This is a genomic window from Cellulomonas endophytica, from assembly GCF_004123805.1.
In the GTDB taxonomy this organism is placed as follows: domain Bacteria; phylum Actinomycetota; class Actinomycetes; order Actinomycetales; family Cellulomonadaceae; genus Cellulomonas; species Cellulomonas endophytica.
Genome location: NZ_RWJX01000006.1, coordinates 15,290 through 33,414, shown reverse-complemented (window position 1 = coordinate 33,414; position 18,125 = coordinate 15,290). Strand labels below are relative to the sequence as shown.

The following is an 18,125-nucleotide window of genomic DNA, read 5'->3' as shown; positions in this document are numbered from 1 at the left end:
TGACGCCGCATGTATTCCGCCGTCGCGCGCAGCCGGTCAGCCGTGGCCGCGCCGGGTGCCGGGCGACCCGTCCGTGCGAGGCGTCGCCAGGGACAGGTCCGTGGTGAGCCCCCGCAGGACCTCCAGCTGCTCCGGCGCGAGGGCGCGGGTCATCGCCTCGGTGACGTGCCGCGCGTGCGCCCGCCCGACCCGCCGCTGGGCCGCCCGGCCGGCCTCCGTGAGCACCACGCGGCTGGCGCGCCCGTCGTCGGGGTCGCCCAGGCGCGCGACGAGGCCCCGCGCCTCGAGCCGCCCGACGAGCCGCGACACGCCGGCCTGGGTGAGGAGGACGTCGCGCGTGAGGTCGGTGACGCGCACGCCGTCCGCCTGCCCGGCGAGCGCGTACAGCAGGCCGTAGTCGCGCGGCGAGACGTCGCCCCAGTAGTCGGCGGCCTCGAACTCGCGCGCGAGCGTCGCCTGGGCGCGGAACAGCGCCTCCCAGGCCTCGTTCGCCCGACGGACGGAGCCGCGGCCGCCCCCTCCCCCGGTCACCCGGGCGCGTCCGACGACGCGCCGGCGGCCGCCTCGAACCAGCCACCGGCCGGCAGCGGGGACTCCGGGTAGACGTCCTCGTGCACCTCGGGCGTCCACGGCCACAGCTCGAGCACCCCGAGCCGGGCGGCCGCGATCTCCTCGCCCGGGACGACCCACCGCCCCTCGGGGACCTCGATCCCGACGGAGCCGAGCACGACCGTCAGGTCGCCGTCGGGGACGGGCGACAGCCAGAGCTCGCGCTCCCAGCGGCGCCCGCCGCCCTGCCCGCCGCGCTCGTGCAGCTGCGGCTGCCCCATGCGCCCGAGGCGGGGCAGGACCCGGGTCCCGTCCGCGAGCTCCACCCCGACCGCGGGCTCGAGGTCCCGGTAGGGGTGGCGGCCGGCCGAGCCGGGCACGTCCCGGCACACGAGCGCCATCCGGATGCGCAGGCCGGTGGAGTGCACGACCACGGCGTCGAGCAGGAGGGCCGCCCCGTCCGTGCGGGAGACCAGACGGGGCCCCGCCACCGCGACGCCCACCTCGTTGTCCGGCGGCGCGTAGGACCGCATCTCCCGCTCGTGGTCCACGTCGCGCCCGTCGTCCTCGCCGTCGCCGCCCGCGACCACCCTGCTCCACATGGCCTCACCCTGCGGGTGCGTCCGCCTGCGGGGCAAGGGGACGAGCCCGACCGCCGGCGCGCCGCACGAGCACGGCCGCGCTCCACGGCCCCTAGGGTGGGCCGTCGACCGCGGCGGGCCGCCGCGAGCGCACGCACCACCACGGGAGCGACGGTGCTCAAGGGGATCCCCCCACACGAGGTAGCCCATGGCGCGCAGCTCGTCGGCGGTGTACCCGGACAGGCCGAAGTAGTCCTCGTCGTCGAAGCCGGCGGCCATCTGCTCTCCTTCGCCCCACACGCGGTACTCCGCGCCGAGCGGCCCCACCGACGAGACGTTCGCCTGCATCCACGCCGCGCCGAGCTTCGACGCCTGGTCCCCGGGGACGGCGCCGCGGGCGAAGTACCCCCAGATGTTCGTGGCGACCTCGCGGTGCTCCAGGTCCGGCCAGTTCGGCCGGATGTAGTCGACGAAGGTGGTGTCCTGCTGGCCCCAGCTCGTGAGCACGGCCTTCGCGGACACCTTGGCGTGCACCGCCTCCCACTCCGGCGTGCCCTCGTACTCCTCCTGGATCGACAGGAGGGCGCGGGCGATCGTGTTCGGGCCGCCCCACGCCTGCAGGAACACCTGGCCCGGCCTGTCGTCGAGCAGGACCTCCTCGATGAGGTCGGAGCCGGGCGTCGCGGCCGCCGTGTCACCGACGTCCCGGATGTTCCCCGTGCGCGTGATGGAGCGCAGGTAGGCCGGCGTCGGGTAGGACGGGTCGTGCACGCGCGCCTCGTCGGTGAGGCGCTCGTGGATGACGGCCGGCCGACGCCGCCGCCGGGTCGGCGGTGACGAATATCCATCCGATGCCGACTGTTCTTGACTCCACGGGCGGCTCCGGCGAGCGTCGACGCGTCCGGGCGGCGTCGCGGGCCCTCGGCCCGCGGTGCAGGCTCGGGGCATGAGCCAGACCGAACCCCTGCTCCCCCACCCCGACAGGAACGCCGACGGCGTCCCGGCGGCCGACCTGGGTCCCGATGCGCCGGGCACGGCCCCCGGCTTCGACGAGGACGAGGGCCTCACGGGGGGTGCCGACGACGCCGCCCCCGACGAGAGCCTCCCCGCGGGCCTGGAGGACCGGGCGGACCCGCCGTTCCGTGCACCGGACCCCGGCGCCCTCGGCCCCTCCTGACGGACGGCGGACCGGGCCGCCGGGCACCCGGGGCCGCGGCCCGCACGGCAGTGCGGGTGGCGCCGGGCGTCACAGCGCGGTGAGCACCGCCAGTGCCGCCCCCAGGCCGTCCTCCTGCCGCATGGCCCGCCCGACCTCGGCGGCACGCTCGCGACGGCCGGACAAGTCACCGAGGGCGGACACCAGGGTCGCGGCCGTCAGGCGGCGGACGGGGACGGGACGGGCCGCGAGGCCGCGCCGGTGGAGCTGCGCTCCCCAGAACGGCTGGTCGGCGGTGACCGGCACGACCACGGCCGGGACGCCGGCGCGGGCCGTCGCGTGCGACGTGCCGGCGCCGCCGTGGTGGACGACCGCCGCCGCGCCCGGCAGGACCGCGTCGAAGGGCGCCGACCGCACCGCCAGCACGTCGTCGCCGCGCAGGTCCTCGGGCAGCGCCATCCCGCCCCAGCCCGTCAGCAGCAGCGCGCGCAGGCCGTGGGCCCGGGCCGCCGCCACGACGGCCCGGGCCCGCGCCTCGGCCCCGCCCACCGCCATGGAGCCGAAGGAGGCGACGAGGTGCCCGCCGCCGGAGACGAACGCCGCGACCTCGGGGTCCACGGGCGCCACCGCCGTCCGGTCGTGCCGGCTGCCCCCGCGCGCGTCCTCGTCGTGCCAGCTCCCCGTGAGGTGCACCTGCGCCGGCCAGTCCCGGGGCCGGGGCAGGAGCTGCGGGCTCACGGCCATGAGCGTGGCGCGGGAGCGCGTCCGCACCGGGGGGCGGCGGCCACCGGGCAGCCCCGCCGCGGCCCGGGCGACGTCGGCGTCGAAGAGGTGGGCGGCGGCGCGCGGGACGGCGTAGGTCGCCCGGTTCCAGCGGCCCAGGTCGTACGTCGCCGTCGGGCCCCCCGCCGCTGGGAACGCCCCGGACGGGGTCGCGACCGGGGAGAGCTCGACGAGCACCCGGGGCACGCCGAGGGCGTCGGCCGCCATCGGCGCGCTGAGGACCAGGGGGTGGTGCACCACCACGTCGGGGGCGAAGAGCAGGGTCTGGCGCACCGCCGCGGCGAACATCCGCCGCATCCCCGGCCGCACCTCCGTGCGCAGGTGGTGCGCCAGCGCCCACGGCGTGCGGCCCGGGGGACGGAACACGCGGCGGAAGTCGAGGTCGAGCCCGACGACGTCCACGTCCGGCGGCCGCTCCGCGTCCTCGGTCGTGGCCAGCCGGACGTCGTGGCCCCGGGCGGCGGCGTACCGGGCCAGGGCCAGGAACGGCTCGACGTCGCCGCGGGTCCCGGCCGTCAGCAGCATCATCCGCACCCGGGCAGTCTCCCCCGTGCCGGCCCGCCCGCCGACAGGCGCCGGCCGACCTGTGAGCGACCTGCGGGCGCACCACCGGCGCGTCGGCGCGGGCTGGCCCCGTCTCCGCGGGCCGGGTTACGTTCTGCCCCGACGACGCCCGGGGTGCGTGGCCGCGTGGTCGGCGCGCCCTGCCGCCGCGGCGGCGGGGACCGCGACGGCACGAGGACGGCACGACGACGATCACGGGGGGGGGGGGACGGCATGCGCGCTCGCAGCACGCGCCGGTCCTCGTCGTGCGGAGGGCGGTCCCGTCGCTGAGGGGGGCGAGGCCGTGGCGGGCGTCGCGCCGGCCCGCGCCGGTGCGGTCCTGCGACGCCTCGTGCACATCTCGCGCCCGGTGCTGTGGGTCAACACCATCGGCAGCGGGGTCGTCGCCGTCTGGCTCACCGGCGCGCTCATGGACGTGCGCGCCCTGCCGGTCCTCCTGTGGCTGACGCTGCCGTTCAACCTGCTCATCTACGGCGTCAACGACATCTACGACCAGGAGACGGACGCCGCCAACCCGCGCAAGGGCTCCCTCGAGGGGGCGCGCATCCGGCCCTCGGAGGTGCGGCTCATCGCCGGCGGCGTCGCGGTGCTCAACGTGCCGTTCCTCCTGTGGTTCCTCCTCGCCCTCCCGACCGCGGCCAACGCCGTCGTCCTGCTGTACGCCGGGGTCTTCGTCTTCTACTCCGCGCGGCCGCTGCGGTTCAAGGCCCGCCCGTTCCTCGACGCGCTGAGCAACGCCGCGTACGCGCTGCCGCTGCTGATCGTGCCCCTGGCGCTCGGCGTGGAGCCCGTGTGGCCCGTGGCCCTCGGGCTCATGGCGTGGAGCGTGGCGAAGCACCCCTTCGACGCGGTGCAGGACATCGTCGAGGACCGGGCCGCGGGGATCACGACGACGGCCGTGCGCCTCGGGCCCCGGGGGACGGCGCTGTGGAGCGGGGCCTGGTGGCTGCTCTCGACGGTGCTCTTCGCGCTGGAGAGCATCCCCGTGGCGGCCGTGAACCTGGCGATCGCGGGCACCCTCGTCGTGGGCCTGCTGCGCGACCCCACGCCGGCGACGGGCCACCGGCTCTACCGTCTGTCGGTCGCGTTCCCCTACGTCGCGGGGTCCGTCGCCGGGGTGCTGCTCACGGTCGCCGTCCACCTCGGGCGCTACCCGTGACGGCGACGGGGCCCGCCGGCACCGGGGGGCGGCCGTGAGCCGGGTCGTGGTCGTGGGCGGCGGGCTCGGCGGCCTCGCGGCGTCGGCCCTCCTTGCGCGCGCCGGGCACCGGGTGGTGCTGCTCGAGGCGTCGGACCGGCTCGGGGGCAAGAGCCGCCGGGTGCTGCTGGGCGACGAAAGGGTCGACACCGGGCCGTCGCTCGTGACGTTCCCCGAGGTCTGGGACGAGCTCGTGCGCCGGCTCGGCGACGACCGGCGGCCGGACCCGGGCGCCGACCTGGACCTCGTCCGTCTGCCCGAGGTCGGCCGCTACCACCACCGCGGTGACGAGACGACCCTGCCCGTCGCCCCCGACCACCCCTGGTACCCGGCCTGGCGCCGCTTCTGCGACCTGCACGCACCGCTCGCGGACGACGTGACGGCGCTGCTGCTCGCCGACCCCCTCGACCGGGCGGCGCTGCCGGCGCTGCGGCGGCTCCTCGCGGTCTACGGGCGGCGGCTGACGACCGCCGCCTACCTCGACGGCCTCCCCTGGCTGCCCGACGGGCTGCGGGACGTCCTCGCCATCCACACGCTCAACGCGGGGGTCTCGCCGGCGCGCACCCCCGCCCTCTACGCGAGCATGCCGGCGATCATGGCCGAGCGCGGCGCCTGGGTCCCCCGCGGGGGCGTGCACGAGATCGTGCTGGCGCTCGCGCGCCGGGCGGAGGCGGCCGGGGTCGAGGTGCGCACGGGCGAGGCCGTGACCCGCCTCCGGCGCGGCCGCGTCAGCACCGTCGCCGGGGAGCACCGGGCCGACCTCGTCGTCAGCGCCCTGGACGCCGACCGCCTCGCGACGCTGCTCGACGCCCCGCCCCTCGGCGCCGGCCCGGGCCGACGGCGCCCGGGCGCCCGTCCGCGCGCGCTCTCGTGCTCCGGCATCGCCGTGTACGGGGTGCTGCGCGAGGAGCTGCCCGCGGGGTTCGCGGCGCACAGCGTCGTGCTGCCGACCCGCCCGGCCGCCCTCTACCGCAGCCTCGAGGCCGGCGACGAGCCCGCCGACACGATGGCCTTCGTCAACCACTACCGCGCCGGCGAGGTGTACCCGAACCGCCGCAGCACCGTCGGCGTCCTGCTCACCGCCCCCGCGGACGGCGGCCGCTACACCGTCGAGCACCCCTTCGTGCGCCGCGAGGTCGAGCGGGTCTCGGCCGTCCTGGGTCTCGACGCCCCCCTGACCGAGCGCATGGAGAGGCCCTTCGTGCTCGACCCGCACTCCTACGGCGCCCTCGGGGAGCCGCACGGCGCGCTCTACGGGGCGGCCCGGCCGCCCTGGCTGAGCGGGCCCTTCCACCGCCCCGCCTACCACGACCCGTGGCGGCCGTGGCTGTGGCGGGTCGGGGCGTCCGTGCACCCGGGCGGCGGCATCCCGGCCGTCCTCGGGGGCGCGATGATCGCGGTGGCGCGGCTGCTGCGGTCGGCGCCCGCCGACCGGCGGTGACGACGGCGCACCCGTCGGCACGCCACGCACGGACCCATCAGGACACGGACGCAGACGGGCACGCGCACACCGCGGGCCCTCGGAGAGGGGAGCTCCCGTGACGGAGCCGGAGATGGTCGTCCTGCTCGACGAGCAGGGCGGCGCCATCGGCGTGGCGGAGAAGGCGGGGGTGCACACGGCGACCACGCCGCTGCACCTGGCGTTCTCCTGCCACGTCGTCGACGACGACGGGCGGGTCCTCGTCAGCCGGCGCGCGCTGCACAAGAGGACGTGGCCCGGCGTGTGGACCAACAGCTTCTGCGGCCACCCGGCGCCCGAGGAGCCCATGGAGGAGGCGGTCCGGCGCCGGGGTCAGCAGGAGCTCGGGCTCGTGCTCACCGAGGTCCGGCTCATCGACCCCGACTTCCGGTACCGCGCCACGGACGCCTCCGGGGTCGTCGAGAACGAGATCTGCCCGATCTTCCTGGCGCGCGCCGCCCGGCCCCCGGTCGCCGACCCGGAGGAGGTCATGGACCTCACCTGGGTCACGCCCGAGAGGCTGCGCCGGACCGTCGAGGCCGCCCCGTGGGCCCTGAGCCCGTGGCTCGTGCAGTCCTTCGACCGCATCGCGGGTGCCCTCGGCGCGTAGAGCGGCCGCGGCGGCCCCCGCCCTCGTCCACGCCGCGGGAGCCCGACCGGTCGGTAGGGTGACCGCGCGGTCCGGACGGGTCGCGCCGGCGCGAGGACGCGCCCGGCCACGCGACGGAGGGTGGGGCTGTGGACCGCGTGCTGTTCGGGGCGGCGTACTACGACGAGTACCTGCCGACGGACCGGGTCACCACCGACACGGCGATGATGCGGGCGGCGCACCTCAACGTCATCCGCATCGCGGAGTCCACGTGGAGCACCCTCGAGCCCCGGCCCGGCGTCTTCGACCTCACCCACGTCGACCGGGCCCTCGACGCGGCGGAGGCGGCCGGCATCAGCGTGGTCGTCGGGACCCCGACGTACGCGGTGCCGGCCTGGCTCGTCGCGGAGCACCCCGGCGTGCTGGCCGTGACCGACCGGACCGACGCCCCACGCTACGGCGCGCGGCAGATCATGGACCTCACGCACCCCGCGTTCCGGCTCCACGGCGAGCGCGTCATCCGCCGGCTGCTGGAGCGGTCCGCGCACCGGGAGCACGTCATCGGCTTCCAGGTGGACAACGAGACGAAGTACTACGACGCCGCCTCGCCCGGGGTGCAGCGCGGCTTCGTGCGCCACCTGCGCGAGCTCTTCGACGGCGACCTCGACGCCCTCAACGCCGCCTACGGCCTCGACTACTGGTCGAACCGTGTGGACGCCTGGGAGGACTTCCCCGACGTGCGCGGCACCATCAACGGCTCGCTCGGGGCGGCGTTCGACCGGTACCGCCGCGGCCTGGTGGAGGAGTACCTGGGCTGGCAGGCGGCCCTCGTGCGCGAGTACGCGCGCGAGGACCAGTTCGTCACCCACAACTTCGACTTCGACTGGGCGCCGGGCTGGTCCTACGGCCTGCAGCCCTCCGTGGACCACTTCCGCGCCGCCCGCGCGGTGGACCTCGCCGGGGTGGACATCTACCACCCGACGCAGTCCCGCCTGACGGGCAAGGAGATCGCGTTCGGCGGGGACATGACCCGCTCGATCAAGGGCGGCGCCAACTACCTCGTCCTCGAGACCCAGGCCCAGGGGCAGATGGGGTGGCTGCCCTACCCCGGCCAGCTGCGCCTGCAGGCGTGGAGCCACCTCGCCAGCGGCGCGCTCGGGGTCATGTACTGGCACTGGCACTCCATCCACCACTCCTTCGAGACGTACTGGAAGGGGCTGCTCAGCCACGACCTGGAGACGAACCCCACCCTCGAGGAGGCCGGGGTCTTCGGTGCGGAGGTCGAGCGGCTCGGCGCCGCGCTGACCGGGCTGCGCAAGCAGAACCGCGTCGCGGTCATGGTGAGCAACGAGGCGCTGACGGCCCTGCGCTGGTTCGCCCTGGAGACCGGCTTCCCGGCGGCCCTCGCGCGCTCCGTGTCGTACAACGACGTGCTGCGGCGGGTGTACGACGCCCTGTTCGAGCTCAACGTCGAGGTCGACCTCGTGCCGTTCGACGACCCCGACCTGGGCCGCTACGCGATGGTCGTCGCCCCGGTCCTCTACAGCGCCCCCGAGGCGACGGTGCAGGCGCTGCGCGCGTACGTCGAGGGCGGCGGGCACCTCGTCGCGACCCTGCGGACCGCGGTGGCCGACGAGCACGTGAAGGTCTGGCACGACCGCGCGCCGCACGGCCTCACGGACGTCTTCGGCGCCACCTACAACCAGTTCTCCACCCCGGACGGCGCCCGCCTGGCCTTCCGCGGCGCGTTCGCCGGGCTGGCGGAGCGCTCCGGGACCGGCTCCGGGGACGGCCCGGGCGACGAGGGGCCCGCGGCGGAGGCGCTGCTGGAGCTGCTCGTCCCCGACGCGGGCACGGAGGTCCTCGCGGGGTACGACCACCCCGCCTGGTCGTCGTACGCCGCGCTGACGCGGAACCGCTTCGGCGCGGGCACCGCCACCTACCTCGCCACCCTCACGGACGCGGCCACGACCAGGGCCGTCCTCGGCGCCCTCGTGCGCGACGCCGGCCTGTGGGACTGGCCGCAGGACGTCGCGGCCGCCACCCCGACGGTCGCGGTCCGCCGTGGCACGAACGGACGCGGCCGGGCCCTGACCTACCTGCTCAACTACTCCGCGGGGCCCGTCACGCTGACCCTGCCCGTGGCCGGCCGGTCGCTGCTGGACGACCGGACGCTCACCGCCGGGCAGGACGTGACCATCGGGGGCTGGGACCTGCTCGTCGTCGAGGGTTGACGCCCGCCGCGCGCACCCCGGCCCGAGGGCCGAGCACGACGGCCGCGCCGGCCCGTGGTCGACCGGGGCGGACCGCCGGGGGATCATGGGCCCGCCCGCAGCCGCCGGGCGAGAGGTGGTCCGCAGCCGTGACCGGTCCTGCCCGTGCGCCACTCCGCGCCTCCGCCCGCGCCCTCACCTGCGCTCCCCGGGTCCGCCGGTGAGCGCGGGACCGGCTCCGCTCGTCCCGTTCGCCGGCTTCGCCGAGGCCGCGCAGGACGTGCTCGGCGACCTCCGCCGCCGGGCCGGGCTGCGCCTGTGGATGGTGACGCGCCGGTCCGACGACCGGCAGGTCGTGCTCCTCGCGCAGGACTCCCCCGACGGCTACGGGATGGCCGCCGGAGCCGTCCTGAGCTGGCCGGGGTCCCTCTGCGCGGTCATGGTCGACGGGCGGAGCCCGCACGTGGCCCCGCACGTGGCGCAGGTCCCCGCCCTGGCGGCGGCGCCCAACCGGCAGGGGTTCCCGATCGAGGCGTACGTCGGGATGCCCCTCGTCCGGGCGGACGGCGAGGTCTTCGGCACGCTGTGCGGCTTCGACCCCGAGCCGCAGCCGGCGTCGCTGCGCGAGCTCGAGCCGCTCGTCCGCCTCCAGGCGCGGCTGCTGTCCACCCTGCTCGACCTCGAGCTGCAGGCGGAGGACCTGCACCGGCGCCTCGAGCGCGCGGAGGGCGACGCGACGACGGACGCGCTCACGGGCCTGGGGAACCGTCGCGGCTGGGACGCGGTGCTGGCCGCGGAGGAGGCGCGCGCGGTGCGGTACGGGCACCCGGCCGCGGTCGTCGTCCTCGACGTCGACGGGCTGAAGGCGGTCAACGACCGGGACGGCCACGACGCGGGGGACGCGCTGCTGCGCCGGTGCGCCGCTGCCCTGCGGGGGTCGGCCCGCTCCGCGGACTACCTGGCGCGGCTGGGCGGCGACGAGTTCGCGGTCCTCGCCGTCGAGACGGGGCCGGCCGGCGCCGCCGCCCTGGAGGTCCGGCTCCGGGCCGCGCTCGACGCGGCGGCCGTCCCCGTCGCGGCCGGCACCGCCGAGCGGGCACCCGGGGGCACGCTCCCCCAGGCGTGGCGTGCCGCCGACGCGGCGATGTACGAGAACAAGCGCCGCCGGAGGGCGTGACCGCGCGGACCCCGGCGGCCGAGGGCCTCGGCGAGCACCGCCAGGGCGAAGGCGCCGAGGGCCAGGAGCACGATGGTGCCGCCGGAGGGGGTGTCCGCGACGGCTGACGTCACGACCCCGCCGACGCTCGACACCAGGCCGACGGCGCACGCCGTGCCGAGCACGGCGGTGAAGCTGCGGCCCACCCGCTGCGCGGCCGCCACCGGCAGGACCATGAGGGCGCTGATGAGCAGCAGCCCCACGGTGCGCATCGAGAGCACCACCGTCACGGCGGTGAGGACCGCCAGCGTGGAGGTCAGGGCGCGCGTCGGCAGCCCGACGGCCCGGGCGTGCTCCTCGTCGAGCGCGACCGCGAGGAGCCAGGGCCGCAGGACGAGGACGACGACGAGCAGCAGCGCGGCCAGCACGGCGAACACGGCGACGTCGGCGGTGCCGGTCGTGGTGATCGCCCCGAAGAGGTAGCTCTCGAGGTCCGTCGTCGCGCCGGCCGGGGCCAGGCTCATGAGGACGACGCCCCCGGCGATGCCGCCGTAGAAGACGACCGCGAGCGCGACGTCCCCCGCGGTGCGCCCGCGCGCCCGGACGGCCTCGACGAGGAGGGCCGCCCCCACCGCGGCGACGAGCGCGGTCCCCACCGGCGCCGTGCCGGTGAGGACCCCGGCGGCCACCCCGGCGAGGGCGACGTGCCCCAGCCCGTCCCCCACCAGCGAGAGGCCGCGCTGCACGAGGAAGGTCCCGACGAGCGGCGCCGCGACGCCTACGAGCGCGGCGGCCAGCAGCGCGCGCTGCAGGAAGGCGTGGTCGAGCATCCCCAGCAGGTCGCTCACGCCGCCGCCTCCGCGACCCGGCCGTCCGCCACCGTGAGGCGGCGCGTCGTGGCGCCGCGGAGCGCCTCCGGCTCGTGCGTCACGACGAGGACGGCGACGCCGGTGTCCCGCACCCGCGCCAGGACCTCGCACAGCGCCCTCTGGTGGAGGGCGTCGACGCCGGCCGTGGGCTCGTCGAGCAGCAGGAGCTCCGGCTCGGCGGCCAGGGCCCGGGCCACGAGGACGCGGCGCTGCTGCCCGCCGGACAGCTGGGCGACGGGGGTGCGCGCGCGGTCGGCGAGGCCGACGAGCTCGAGGGCGTCCTGCACCGCCGCCCGGTCCGCCCGGCGCACGGCGGGGCGCAGGCGGCGCAGCGGCCCCGTGAGCGGGAGCCGCCCGACCCCCACCACCTCGGCCACCGTCGCGGGCACCACGGGCGCGAGCGGGTCCCGCTGCGGCACGTACCCGAGGCGGGCCGTCCCGACGCGGACGGTCCCGTCCAGCACCTGCGCCGACCCCAGGACCGCGCGCAGGAGCGTGGTCTTGCCCGAGCCGTTGGGGCCGGTCACGGTGACGCACTCGCAGCCGCGCACCACGACGTCGACGTCGCTCAGCAGCGCCCGCCCGTCGTAGCCGAGCGCGCAGCAGTCCAGCGTCAGGAGAGCGGCGCCGCCCGGTGGGGAGAGCTCGGAGGCGCGTGCGGTCGTGGGGAGGGAGGCGATCACGGCTTCACTGTAAACGAGAATCGTTAGCGTTAAGGTGGTCCCGCCCGGTCCGCCGGAGCACACCGGCCCGGCCCTGCCGCGGCCGTCCTCGGCGCGCCCGGGCGCACCTGCGGCCCACCGGCCCTCCGCCACCCCCCTCCCGAGACAGGACTCCTCCGTGCCCGTGACCCGACCTCGCCGCCCCCTCGCGGCGGCCGCCGCCCTCCCCCTCGTCCTCCTGGCCGCCTGCGGCACCTCCGAGGCGGGCGGCTCCGCCTCCGCGTCCGCCAGCGCCACGACCGAGGACGGCGAGAGCACCCCCTCGGGCGCCACGGAGGCCGCCGCGTCCTCCCCGCGCCTCGCGATCTCCTACGACGGCGGGGTGCAGGTCGTGGACGGCACCACGCTCGAGGTGCTCGCCGACGAGAGGCTGGAGGGCTTCGTCCGGCTCAACCCCGCCGGCGACGGACGTCACCTGCTCGTCACCGCGCAGGGCGGCTGGCACGTCCTCGACGGCGGCGCCTGGGAGGAGACCCACGGCGACCACTCGCACTTCTACACGGCCGAGCCGGGCCTCACGGGCACGGTCTTCCCCGCCGAGGAGCCGGCGCACGTCGTCACGCACGCCGGCAGGACGGTCCTCTTCGACGACGGCACCGGCGACGTGACGTCGTTCAGCAGCGCCGAGATCGAGGACGAGGACCGCGAGCTGCGCACGTACACCACGCCCGCCGTGCACCACGGCGTCGCCGTCGAGCTGTCCGACGGGCGCATGGTCGTCTCGGAGGGCACCGAGGAGGGCCGGACCGGCATCCGCGTGCTCGACGAGGACGACCAGGAGATCGCCGCCGACGACCGGTGCCCGGACGTCCACGGCGAGACCGTCGCCGCGGAGGAGACGGTCGTCATCGGCTGCACCGACGGCGTCCTGGTCTACCGCGACGGCACGATCACGAAGGTGCAGAGCCCCGACGTCTACGGCCGCATCGGCAACCAGTTCGGCACGGAGGACTCGCCCGTCGTCCTCGGCGACTACAAGGCGGACCCGGACGCCGAGATCGACCTCACCACCCGCGTCTCCCTGATCGACACGCGGACCGCGACCCTGCGGCTCGTCGACCTGCCCTCCTCGTACTGGTACCGCTCCCTCGGCCGGGGCGAGAACGGCGAGGGCGTCGTCCTGGGCACGGACGGCTCGCTCCACGTCATCGACACCGAGGCCGGCACGGTCGCCCGCTCCGTCCCCGTGATCGACGCGTGGGAGGTCTCCGAGAACTGGCAGGACCCGCAGCCGCAGGTCTTCACCCTGGAGGGCACCGCGTACATCACCGACCCCGCCGGCCGGGCAATCCATGCCGTGGACATCGAGACCGGTGAGATCTGGGCGAGCGCCGACCTCGACGTCGTGCCGAACGAGCTCTCGGGCGTGACGGGCGAGGCCGACGAGCACGCCGGTCACGACCACGGGTGATGCGCACCCTGTCGGGCGCGTCCCGGGGCACGACGGGCGGGGGCGGCCGCACGCGCGGCGCCCTCCCATCCCTCGGCCTCGTAGCCGGCCTCCTCACCCTCGCCGCCTGCTCCGGCGGCGGGGGTGCGGGGGCGGGTGACGACGGGTTCACCGTCCTCACGTCGTCCTACCCCCTCGAGTACGTGGTGCGGGAGGTCGGCGGCTCCCGGGTCGAGGTCATCAACCTCACCGCCCGGGGCGCCGACAGCCACGCCACCGAGCTAACGCCACGACAGGTCGCGGCCCTCGGGGGGGCCGACCTCGTCGTCCACCTGTCCGGCCTCCAGCCGGGCGTCGACGCGGCGCTCGCGCAGCAGCAGCCCGAGCACCTCCTCGACGCCGCCCCGCTGGCGGACCGGGAGGGCGACCCGCACGTCTGGCTGGACCCCGGCCGCATGGCCACCCTGGCCGGCCAGGTGGCGGACCGGCTCACGGAGCTCGACCCGTCCGGGGCCTCCGACCACCGCGCCGGCGCGAGGGCGCTCGTCACGGAGCTCCGGGCGCTGGACGAGGAGTACGCCGCGGCGCTGGCACCGTGCCGCGGGGCGACCCTCGTGACGGCCCACGAGGCGTTCGGCTACCTCGCGGATGCCTACGGCCTGGAGCAGGTGGGCATCGCGGGGATCGACCCGCACGTGGAGCCCTCGCCGGCCCGTCTGCGCGACGTCGTCGACGTCGTCGAGGGCCGCGGCGTGCGCACGGTGTTCTTCGAGGCGACGACGAGCCCCCGGGTCGCCGGGACGCTGGCCGAGGACCTGGGGGTCGCCACGGCGGTGCTGCACCCCGTCGAGCGCGTCGCGGAGGACGAGACCTACCCCTCCCTCATGCGCGCGAACCTGGCCGCCCTCGCCGCGGGCCTGGACTGCGACGGGGACGGGTAGACGCGCAGCCGGCCGCGGCCGTCAGCCCTTCCACGTCGCGAGCGGGGTGAGCGGGACGAGGTCCGGCCGGTCGGGCGCCGTGGTGAGGTCGACCCGGCGCCCCTCGTCGGCGGACCGGAGCAGGCCCGCCATGAGCTCCGTGACGTGGAGCGCCAGCTCGCCGCCGGCCCGCGGCGTGGCCGGGGCCCCGCCGAGGCCGGCCGCACCGACCATCTCGAGCAGGCCGACGCCGCGCGACGCCTCGACGAAACCCGCCGAGGGCGGCAGCACCTCCCAGTCCCCGCCCGGCACGAAGCGCTCGACGTCGCCGGCGAAGGTGTTGGGGTCGGGCACGGCCAGGGAGCCCTCCTCGCCGTGCACCTCGATGGGGCGGGCCCGGGTGCCGGCGCCGTCGAAGCTCATCGTCACGGTCGAGACCGCGCCGCCCACGTGCAGCAGCGTGCCCGCCACGTGGGTCGCCACCTCGACGGGGACGCTCTCGCCGGCCCGGGGCCCCGAGGCGATGGTGCGGGAGGCCCGCAGCCCTGCCGCCACCCCCGTCACGCTCGCCACCGGCCCCAGCAGGTGGACCAGGCTCGTGAGGTAGTAGGGGCCCATGTCCAGCAGCGGCCCGCCCCCGTGGCGGTAGTAGAAGTCGGGGTTCGGGTGCCACGCCTCGTGCCCCGGGGAGATCCACGTCGCCACGGCCGACGTCGGGCGGCCGATCGCGCCGGCGTCCACCGCCGCACGAGCGGTCTGGACGCCGGTGCCGAGCACCGTGTCGGGGGCGCAGCCCAGGCCCGTGCCCCCGGCGGCCGCCGCCGCGACGACCCTGCGCGCGTCCTCCAGCGTCGCCGCCAGCGGCTTCTCCCCGTAGTGGGCCTTGCCGTGCGCGGCGCAGGCGAGGGCGACCTCCGCGTGGGCGCCGGGCGTGGTGAGGTCGAGGACCGTGTCCACCTCGTCGTCGTCCAGCAGGGCCTCGACCGTGAGGGCCCGCGCCCCCGGCACGCGCTCCGCCACCGCGGCCGCCCGTGCGAGGTCGAGGTCCGCGACGGCCGCGAGCCGCACGCCGGGGTGGTCCGCGAGCGTGCGCAGGTAGGCGTCGAGGATGACGCCCAGGCCGACTACTCCGATGCCGTGCGGCTGGCCCACAGCAGACCCCTCTCGACGATGGTGCGGACGGACGGCTCCGAGAGCACCTCGGGGGTGTGGCCCGGCGTCGCGACGAAGACCCGGCCGGCGCCCCACAGCCGCGTCCACACGGCCGGCGAGACGATCGGCCGGTGCCACGGGTGGTACGGCTGCACCGGGTGGGTCGTCGTGGCGAGCACGTCGACGAGGTCGTCGTGCAGCACCCAGTACTGCTCCGTCTCGAGGGCGAAGTCCTCGAGGCCCGCGGTGACCGGGTGCTCGCGGCCGAGCGGCGTGATCTCGACCCGGTGCGGCAGGTAGTTGTCGGACGCCTCGCCCGACCGCTCCTCCGGCGCCCGGCCGGGGTGCGTGGCGAACTGCCCGCCGACGAGCTGCAGGTAGTCCGAGCTCTCCCGGAAGGAGTCGGCGATGCCGCCGTGCCAGCCGGCCAGCCCCGTCCCGGCCTCGACCGCCGCGCGCAGGCCGGCCACGGCCGGGCCGCTGATGGTGGACATCGTCACGCACTGCAGGACGAGGTCCGTCGCCGCCATGCGCTCGGCGTCCGCGTACACCTCCGGGTCGGTCTCGACGTCCACGGTGAAGCCCTGGTCCCGCAGGAAGGGCAGGAACAGGTCCGTGGCGGCGACGGGCTGGTGCCCGTCCCAGCCGCCGCGGACCACGAGCGCCTGTCGGGTCATGTCGTCCCTCCGTCGGGATGGGTGCAGGGGTGGTGGGTCGGCGCGGCGCGGTCCCGGCCGTCGGCGGCGGGGCGCCGGGCCGCGGGGCGGGAGGTGCTGGGCGGCAGGTGCTGGGGCGGGAGGGTGCGGTCAGCCGAGGTGCACGTCGTCGGGCAGGGCGGTCGCGACCGGTCGCGGGCCCGCAGGCCGGAGATCGATCTCTGACGGGAGAGCCTGCCGCAGGCCCCGGCCGTTGTAAAGCGGTCGCACGGCGGCGACGGCGCCCTCCCCCGGCCGGCTCAGACGGATCCGCGGCGGGTGAGGACCGTGGGGAGGAGGACGTGCGGCTCGTCGAGCGCGCCCCGCTCCAGCAGCTCGAGGACCATGCGGGCGGCGCGCGCGCCCATCTCGCGCAGGGGCTGCCGCACCGTGGTCAGGGGCGGCTCGGACGTGGCCGCGACCACCGTGTCGTCGAACCCGACGACCGACACGTCCTCCGGGACGCGACGGCCGCTCGCCGCCAGGGCGCGCAGCGCGCCGACCGCCATGAGGTCGGAGGCGGCGAAGACCCCGTCCACGTCCGGCAGGCGGCGCAGCAGGCCCTCGCAGGCGGCCACGCCCGACGGCAGGGAGAAGTCGCCGCGCACGACCGTGGGCGCCGGCACGCCCCACGCCGCGAGCTCCTCGCGCAGCCCCCGCTCGCGGTCGACGGCGGGCTCGTAGGCGGCCGGGCCCGCGAGCATGCCGATGCGGCGCCGGCCGGCCTCGAGGAGGGCCCGGGCCGCGGCCCGTGCGCCCCCGAGGTTGTCGGCGTCGACGAAGTGCCGGCCCTCCACGTCCGCGCTCGGGTGCCCGGCGAAGACGACCGGCACCCGCAGGGCGCCCAGCTCGCGGAACAGCGCCTCGGACTCCCCCAGCGGGATGACGACGGCGGCGTCGACGAACCCCGACAGGAGGTGGTGCACCAGGCAGTCGGTGTTGCGGCCGTCGTCGAGCAGCAGCACGGGCTGGAGCGAGCGCTCGAAGAGCACCGTCGAGGCGCCCTGCACGGGGTCCGTGACGAACGGTGCCGCCAGGCCGCCCGTCGCGCTGTGGGGCACGACGACCGCCACCGCGCCCGTGCGGCCGCGGCGCAGGGCGCGCGCGACCGGGTTCGTGAGGTACCCCAGCGTGCCGGCGGCGGCGTGGACGCGGGACGCCATGTCCTCCCGCACCGTCCCGCTGCCGGCGAGCACCCGCGCGGCGGTCGCCCGTGACACGCCCGCCGTCCGCGCGACGTCGAGCAGCGTCGGCCGGGCGCCCGGGGTGCTCACGGGCGGATCATCGCACCGGCGGCCCGTCGCGGCGGCGGCTCAGCCCGCCGGGGTGCCGTCCCTGTAGGGCGGCGCGACGCCCCAGCCCCACCGCGGGACGGGTGCCTCCCGGGGCGGCGCGGCGCCCGGGCGGGAGTTCGCGACCGCGAGCCGCGTGCCCCACTCCACGGAGCCGACGAACGCCGCCCGGAACTCGGGGTCGTCGGGCAGGCGCGCCTCGTCGGCGGCGTCCAGGAGCAGGTCGACCCAGCGGCGCCGCTGGACCTCCGTGATGCCCCGGCCGAGGTGGTGGCCGAGCATCGCCGGGTACCCGCCGCGCTCGGCCGTGTAGCGCGGCGGGCCGCCGAACACCTCCGCCAGCCAGAGCGCCACGTGCCGCGGGTGCGAGGCGTCCATGCCCGCGAACACCGGGCCGAGGACGGGATCGGCGAGCACCTTGCCGTCGAAGACCTCCGTGAGGCGCTCGAACGCCCCGGCGCCGCCGGCCCAGGCGTGCAGCGTCGGCACGGCGCCCCCGGACCCCGCCACGGCGGTCGGCTCGTAGTGGCGCATCTCCTCCAGGTCGTCGACCCAGGGCCGGATCTCCGCGAGGAAGGGCGGGAAGTGGGGCCCGTGGCGGAAGCCCTCGAGGTGCCCGGCGGCGGACGTCCACGTCAGGCGCAGGACGTACGCCGCCGGGTCCTGCGTGCACCGGCTCAGCTCGTAGTCGACGCACTCGGGCGCCTGCGCGAGCGACCGGGCGGCGCGCGCGTACGCGTCCTCGAACGCCTGCGCGTCACCTGTGACGCGGTACCGCACGTACTCGACGGTCATGCACCGACCCTAGGAGCCCGGCGCCGCCCGCGGCAGCCCCCT

Annotated in this window: 16 protein-coding genes and 1 pseudogene; 8 read left to right on the top strand and 9 right to left on the bottom strand. The window is 77.0% G+C overall.

The genetic code is table 11. The features are described from left to right. Window positions 1-36 precede the first annotated feature (36 nt). Both EJA20_RS03165 and EJA20_RS19320 read right to left on the bottom strand, forming a co-directional pair. Window positions 37-531, bottom strand: coding sequence for a MarR family winged helix-turn-helix transcriptional regulator (locus tag EJA20_RS03165; protein WP_129336726.1), 495 nt, complete (start codon window positions 529-531; stop codon window positions 37-39). After that, window positions 528-2,078 carry a nucleoside hydrolase-like domain-containing protein gene (locus EJA20_RS19320; RefSeq protein WP_276319519.1) on the bottom strand — a complete coding sequence of 517 codons (1,551 nt, stop codon included), beginning with the start codon at window positions 2,076-2,078 and terminating at the stop codon, window positions 528-530. Before EJA20_RS19320 ends, EJA20_RS03165 begins: the two co-directional genes overlap by 4 nt. Between EJA20_RS19320 and EJA20_RS03155 the strand changes: the two genes are divergently transcribed. Further along, window positions 2,077-2,307 (top strand): hypothetical protein, encoded by a 231-nt coding sequence (locus EJA20_RS03155; protein ID WP_129336725.1) that lies wholly within the window; start codon window positions 2,077-2,079, stop codon window positions 2,305-2,307. The genes EJA20_RS19320 and EJA20_RS03155 overlap by 2 nt on opposite strands. Window positions 2,308-2,376: 69 nt before the next feature. On the opposite strand, the gene EJA20_RS03150 is transcribed toward EJA20_RS03155, so the two are convergent. Then, on the bottom strand, window positions 2,377-3,597 hold the full coding sequence (locus EJA20_RS03150) for a nucleotide disphospho-sugar-binding domain-containing protein (RefSeq protein ID WP_240674971.1): 1,221 nt from the start codon (window positions 3,595-3,597) through the stop codon (window positions 2,377-2,379). A gap of 319 nt (window positions 3,598-3,916) precedes the next feature. Between EJA20_RS03150 and EJA20_RS03145 the strand changes: the two genes are divergently transcribed. The 5 genes from EJA20_RS03145 to EJA20_RS03125 all read left to right on the top strand — a co-directional run bounded on the left by EJA20_RS03145 (window position 3,917) and on the right by EJA20_RS03125 (window position 10,269). Next, window positions 3,917-4,792 (top strand): UbiA family prenyltransferase, encoded by an 876-nt coding sequence (locus EJA20_RS03145; RefSeq protein WP_129336723.1) that lies wholly within the window; start codon window positions 3,917-3,919, stop codon window positions 4,790-4,792. 34 nt (window positions 4,793-4,826) lie between these two features. Further along, a complete protein-coding gene (locus tag EJA20_RS03140; protein ID WP_129336722.1) occupies window positions 4,827-6,272 on the top strand; it encodes a phytoene desaturase family protein in 1,446 nt (481 codons plus the stop codon). 112 nt (window positions 6,273-6,384) lie between these two features. Beyond that, window positions 6,385-6,900, top strand: a complete 516-nt coding sequence (gene idi, locus EJA20_RS03135; RefSeq protein ID WP_129336774.1) for an isopentenyl-diphosphate Delta-isomerase — start codon at window positions 6,385-6,387, stop codon at window positions 6,898-6,900. A gap of 128 nt (window positions 6,901-7,028) precedes the next feature. Beyond that, window positions 7,029-9,113 carry a beta-galactosidase gene (locus tag EJA20_RS03130; protein WP_205687339.1) on the top strand — a complete coding sequence of 695 codons (2,085 nt, stop codon included), beginning with the start codon at window positions 7,029-7,031 and terminating at the stop codon, window positions 9,111-9,113. 199 nt (window positions 9,114-9,312) lie between these two features. Continuing rightward, entirely contained in the window at window positions 9,313-10,269 is a 957-nt protein-coding gene (locus EJA20_RS03125) for a GGDEF domain-containing protein (protein WP_205687338.1), read from the top strand. A 44-nt stretch (window positions 10,270-10,313) separates the two neighbouring features. On the opposite strand, the pseudogene EJA20_RS03120 reads toward EJA20_RS03125, so the two are convergent. Continuing rightward, window positions 10,314-11,078 (bottom strand): annotated as a pseudogene (locus EJA20_RS03120) (metal ABC transporter permease); the annotation flags it as partial. Window positions 11,079-11,092: 14 nt separating this feature from the next. Next, entirely contained in the window at window positions 11,093-11,800 is a 708-nt protein-coding gene (locus EJA20_RS03115) for a metal ABC transporter ATP-binding protein (RefSeq protein ID WP_240674950.1), read from the bottom strand. A gap of 157 nt (window positions 11,801-11,957) precedes the next feature. Here EJA20_RS03115 and aztD point away from each other — a divergent pair, with 157 nt between their 5' ends. Beyond that, window positions 11,958-13,250 carry a zinc metallochaperone AztD gene (aztD, locus tag EJA20_RS03110; protein ID WP_205687337.1) on the top strand — a complete coding sequence of 431 codons (1,293 nt, stop codon included), beginning with the start codon at window positions 11,958-11,960 and terminating at the stop codon, window positions 13,248-13,250. Beyond that, complete coding sequence (locus EJA20_RS03105; protein ID WP_129336771.1) at window positions 13,250-14,170, top strand: metal ABC transporter substrate-binding protein; 921 nt, start codon at window positions 13,250-13,252, stop codon at window positions 14,168-14,170. Before aztD ends, EJA20_RS03105 begins: the two co-directional genes overlap by 1 nt. 21 nt (window positions 14,171-14,191) lie before the next feature. On the opposite strand, the gene EJA20_RS03100 is transcribed toward EJA20_RS03105, so the two are convergent. The 4 genes from EJA20_RS03100 to EJA20_RS03085 form a co-directional block, all read right to left on the bottom strand. Further along, the gene (locus EJA20_RS03100) at window positions 14,192-15,301 is read right to left on the bottom strand and encodes a Gfo/Idh/MocA family protein (RefSeq protein WP_129336720.1); all 1,110 of its coding nucleotides are present in this window, start codon (window positions 15,299-15,301) and stop codon (window positions 14,192-14,194) included. After that, window positions 15,274-15,978, bottom strand: coding sequence for a ThuA domain-containing protein (locus tag EJA20_RS03095; protein WP_129336719.1), 705 nt, complete (start codon window positions 15,976-15,978; stop codon window positions 15,274-15,276). Before EJA20_RS03095 ends, EJA20_RS03100 begins: the two co-directional genes overlap by 28 nt. A 278-nt stretch (window positions 15,979-16,256) precedes the next feature. Next, on the bottom strand, window positions 16,257-17,270 hold the full coding sequence (locus EJA20_RS03090; protein WP_129336718.1) for a LacI family DNA-binding transcriptional regulator: 1,014 nt from the start codon (window positions 17,268-17,270) through the stop codon (window positions 16,257-16,259). A gap of 39 nt (window positions 17,271-17,309) precedes the next feature. Then, the gene (locus EJA20_RS03085; RefSeq protein ID WP_129336717.1) at window positions 17,310-18,083 is read right to left on the bottom strand and encodes a group II truncated hemoglobin; all 774 of its coding nucleotides are present in this window, start codon (window positions 18,081-18,083) and stop codon (window positions 17,310-17,312) included. Window positions 18,084-18,125: the final 42 nt, after the last annotated feature.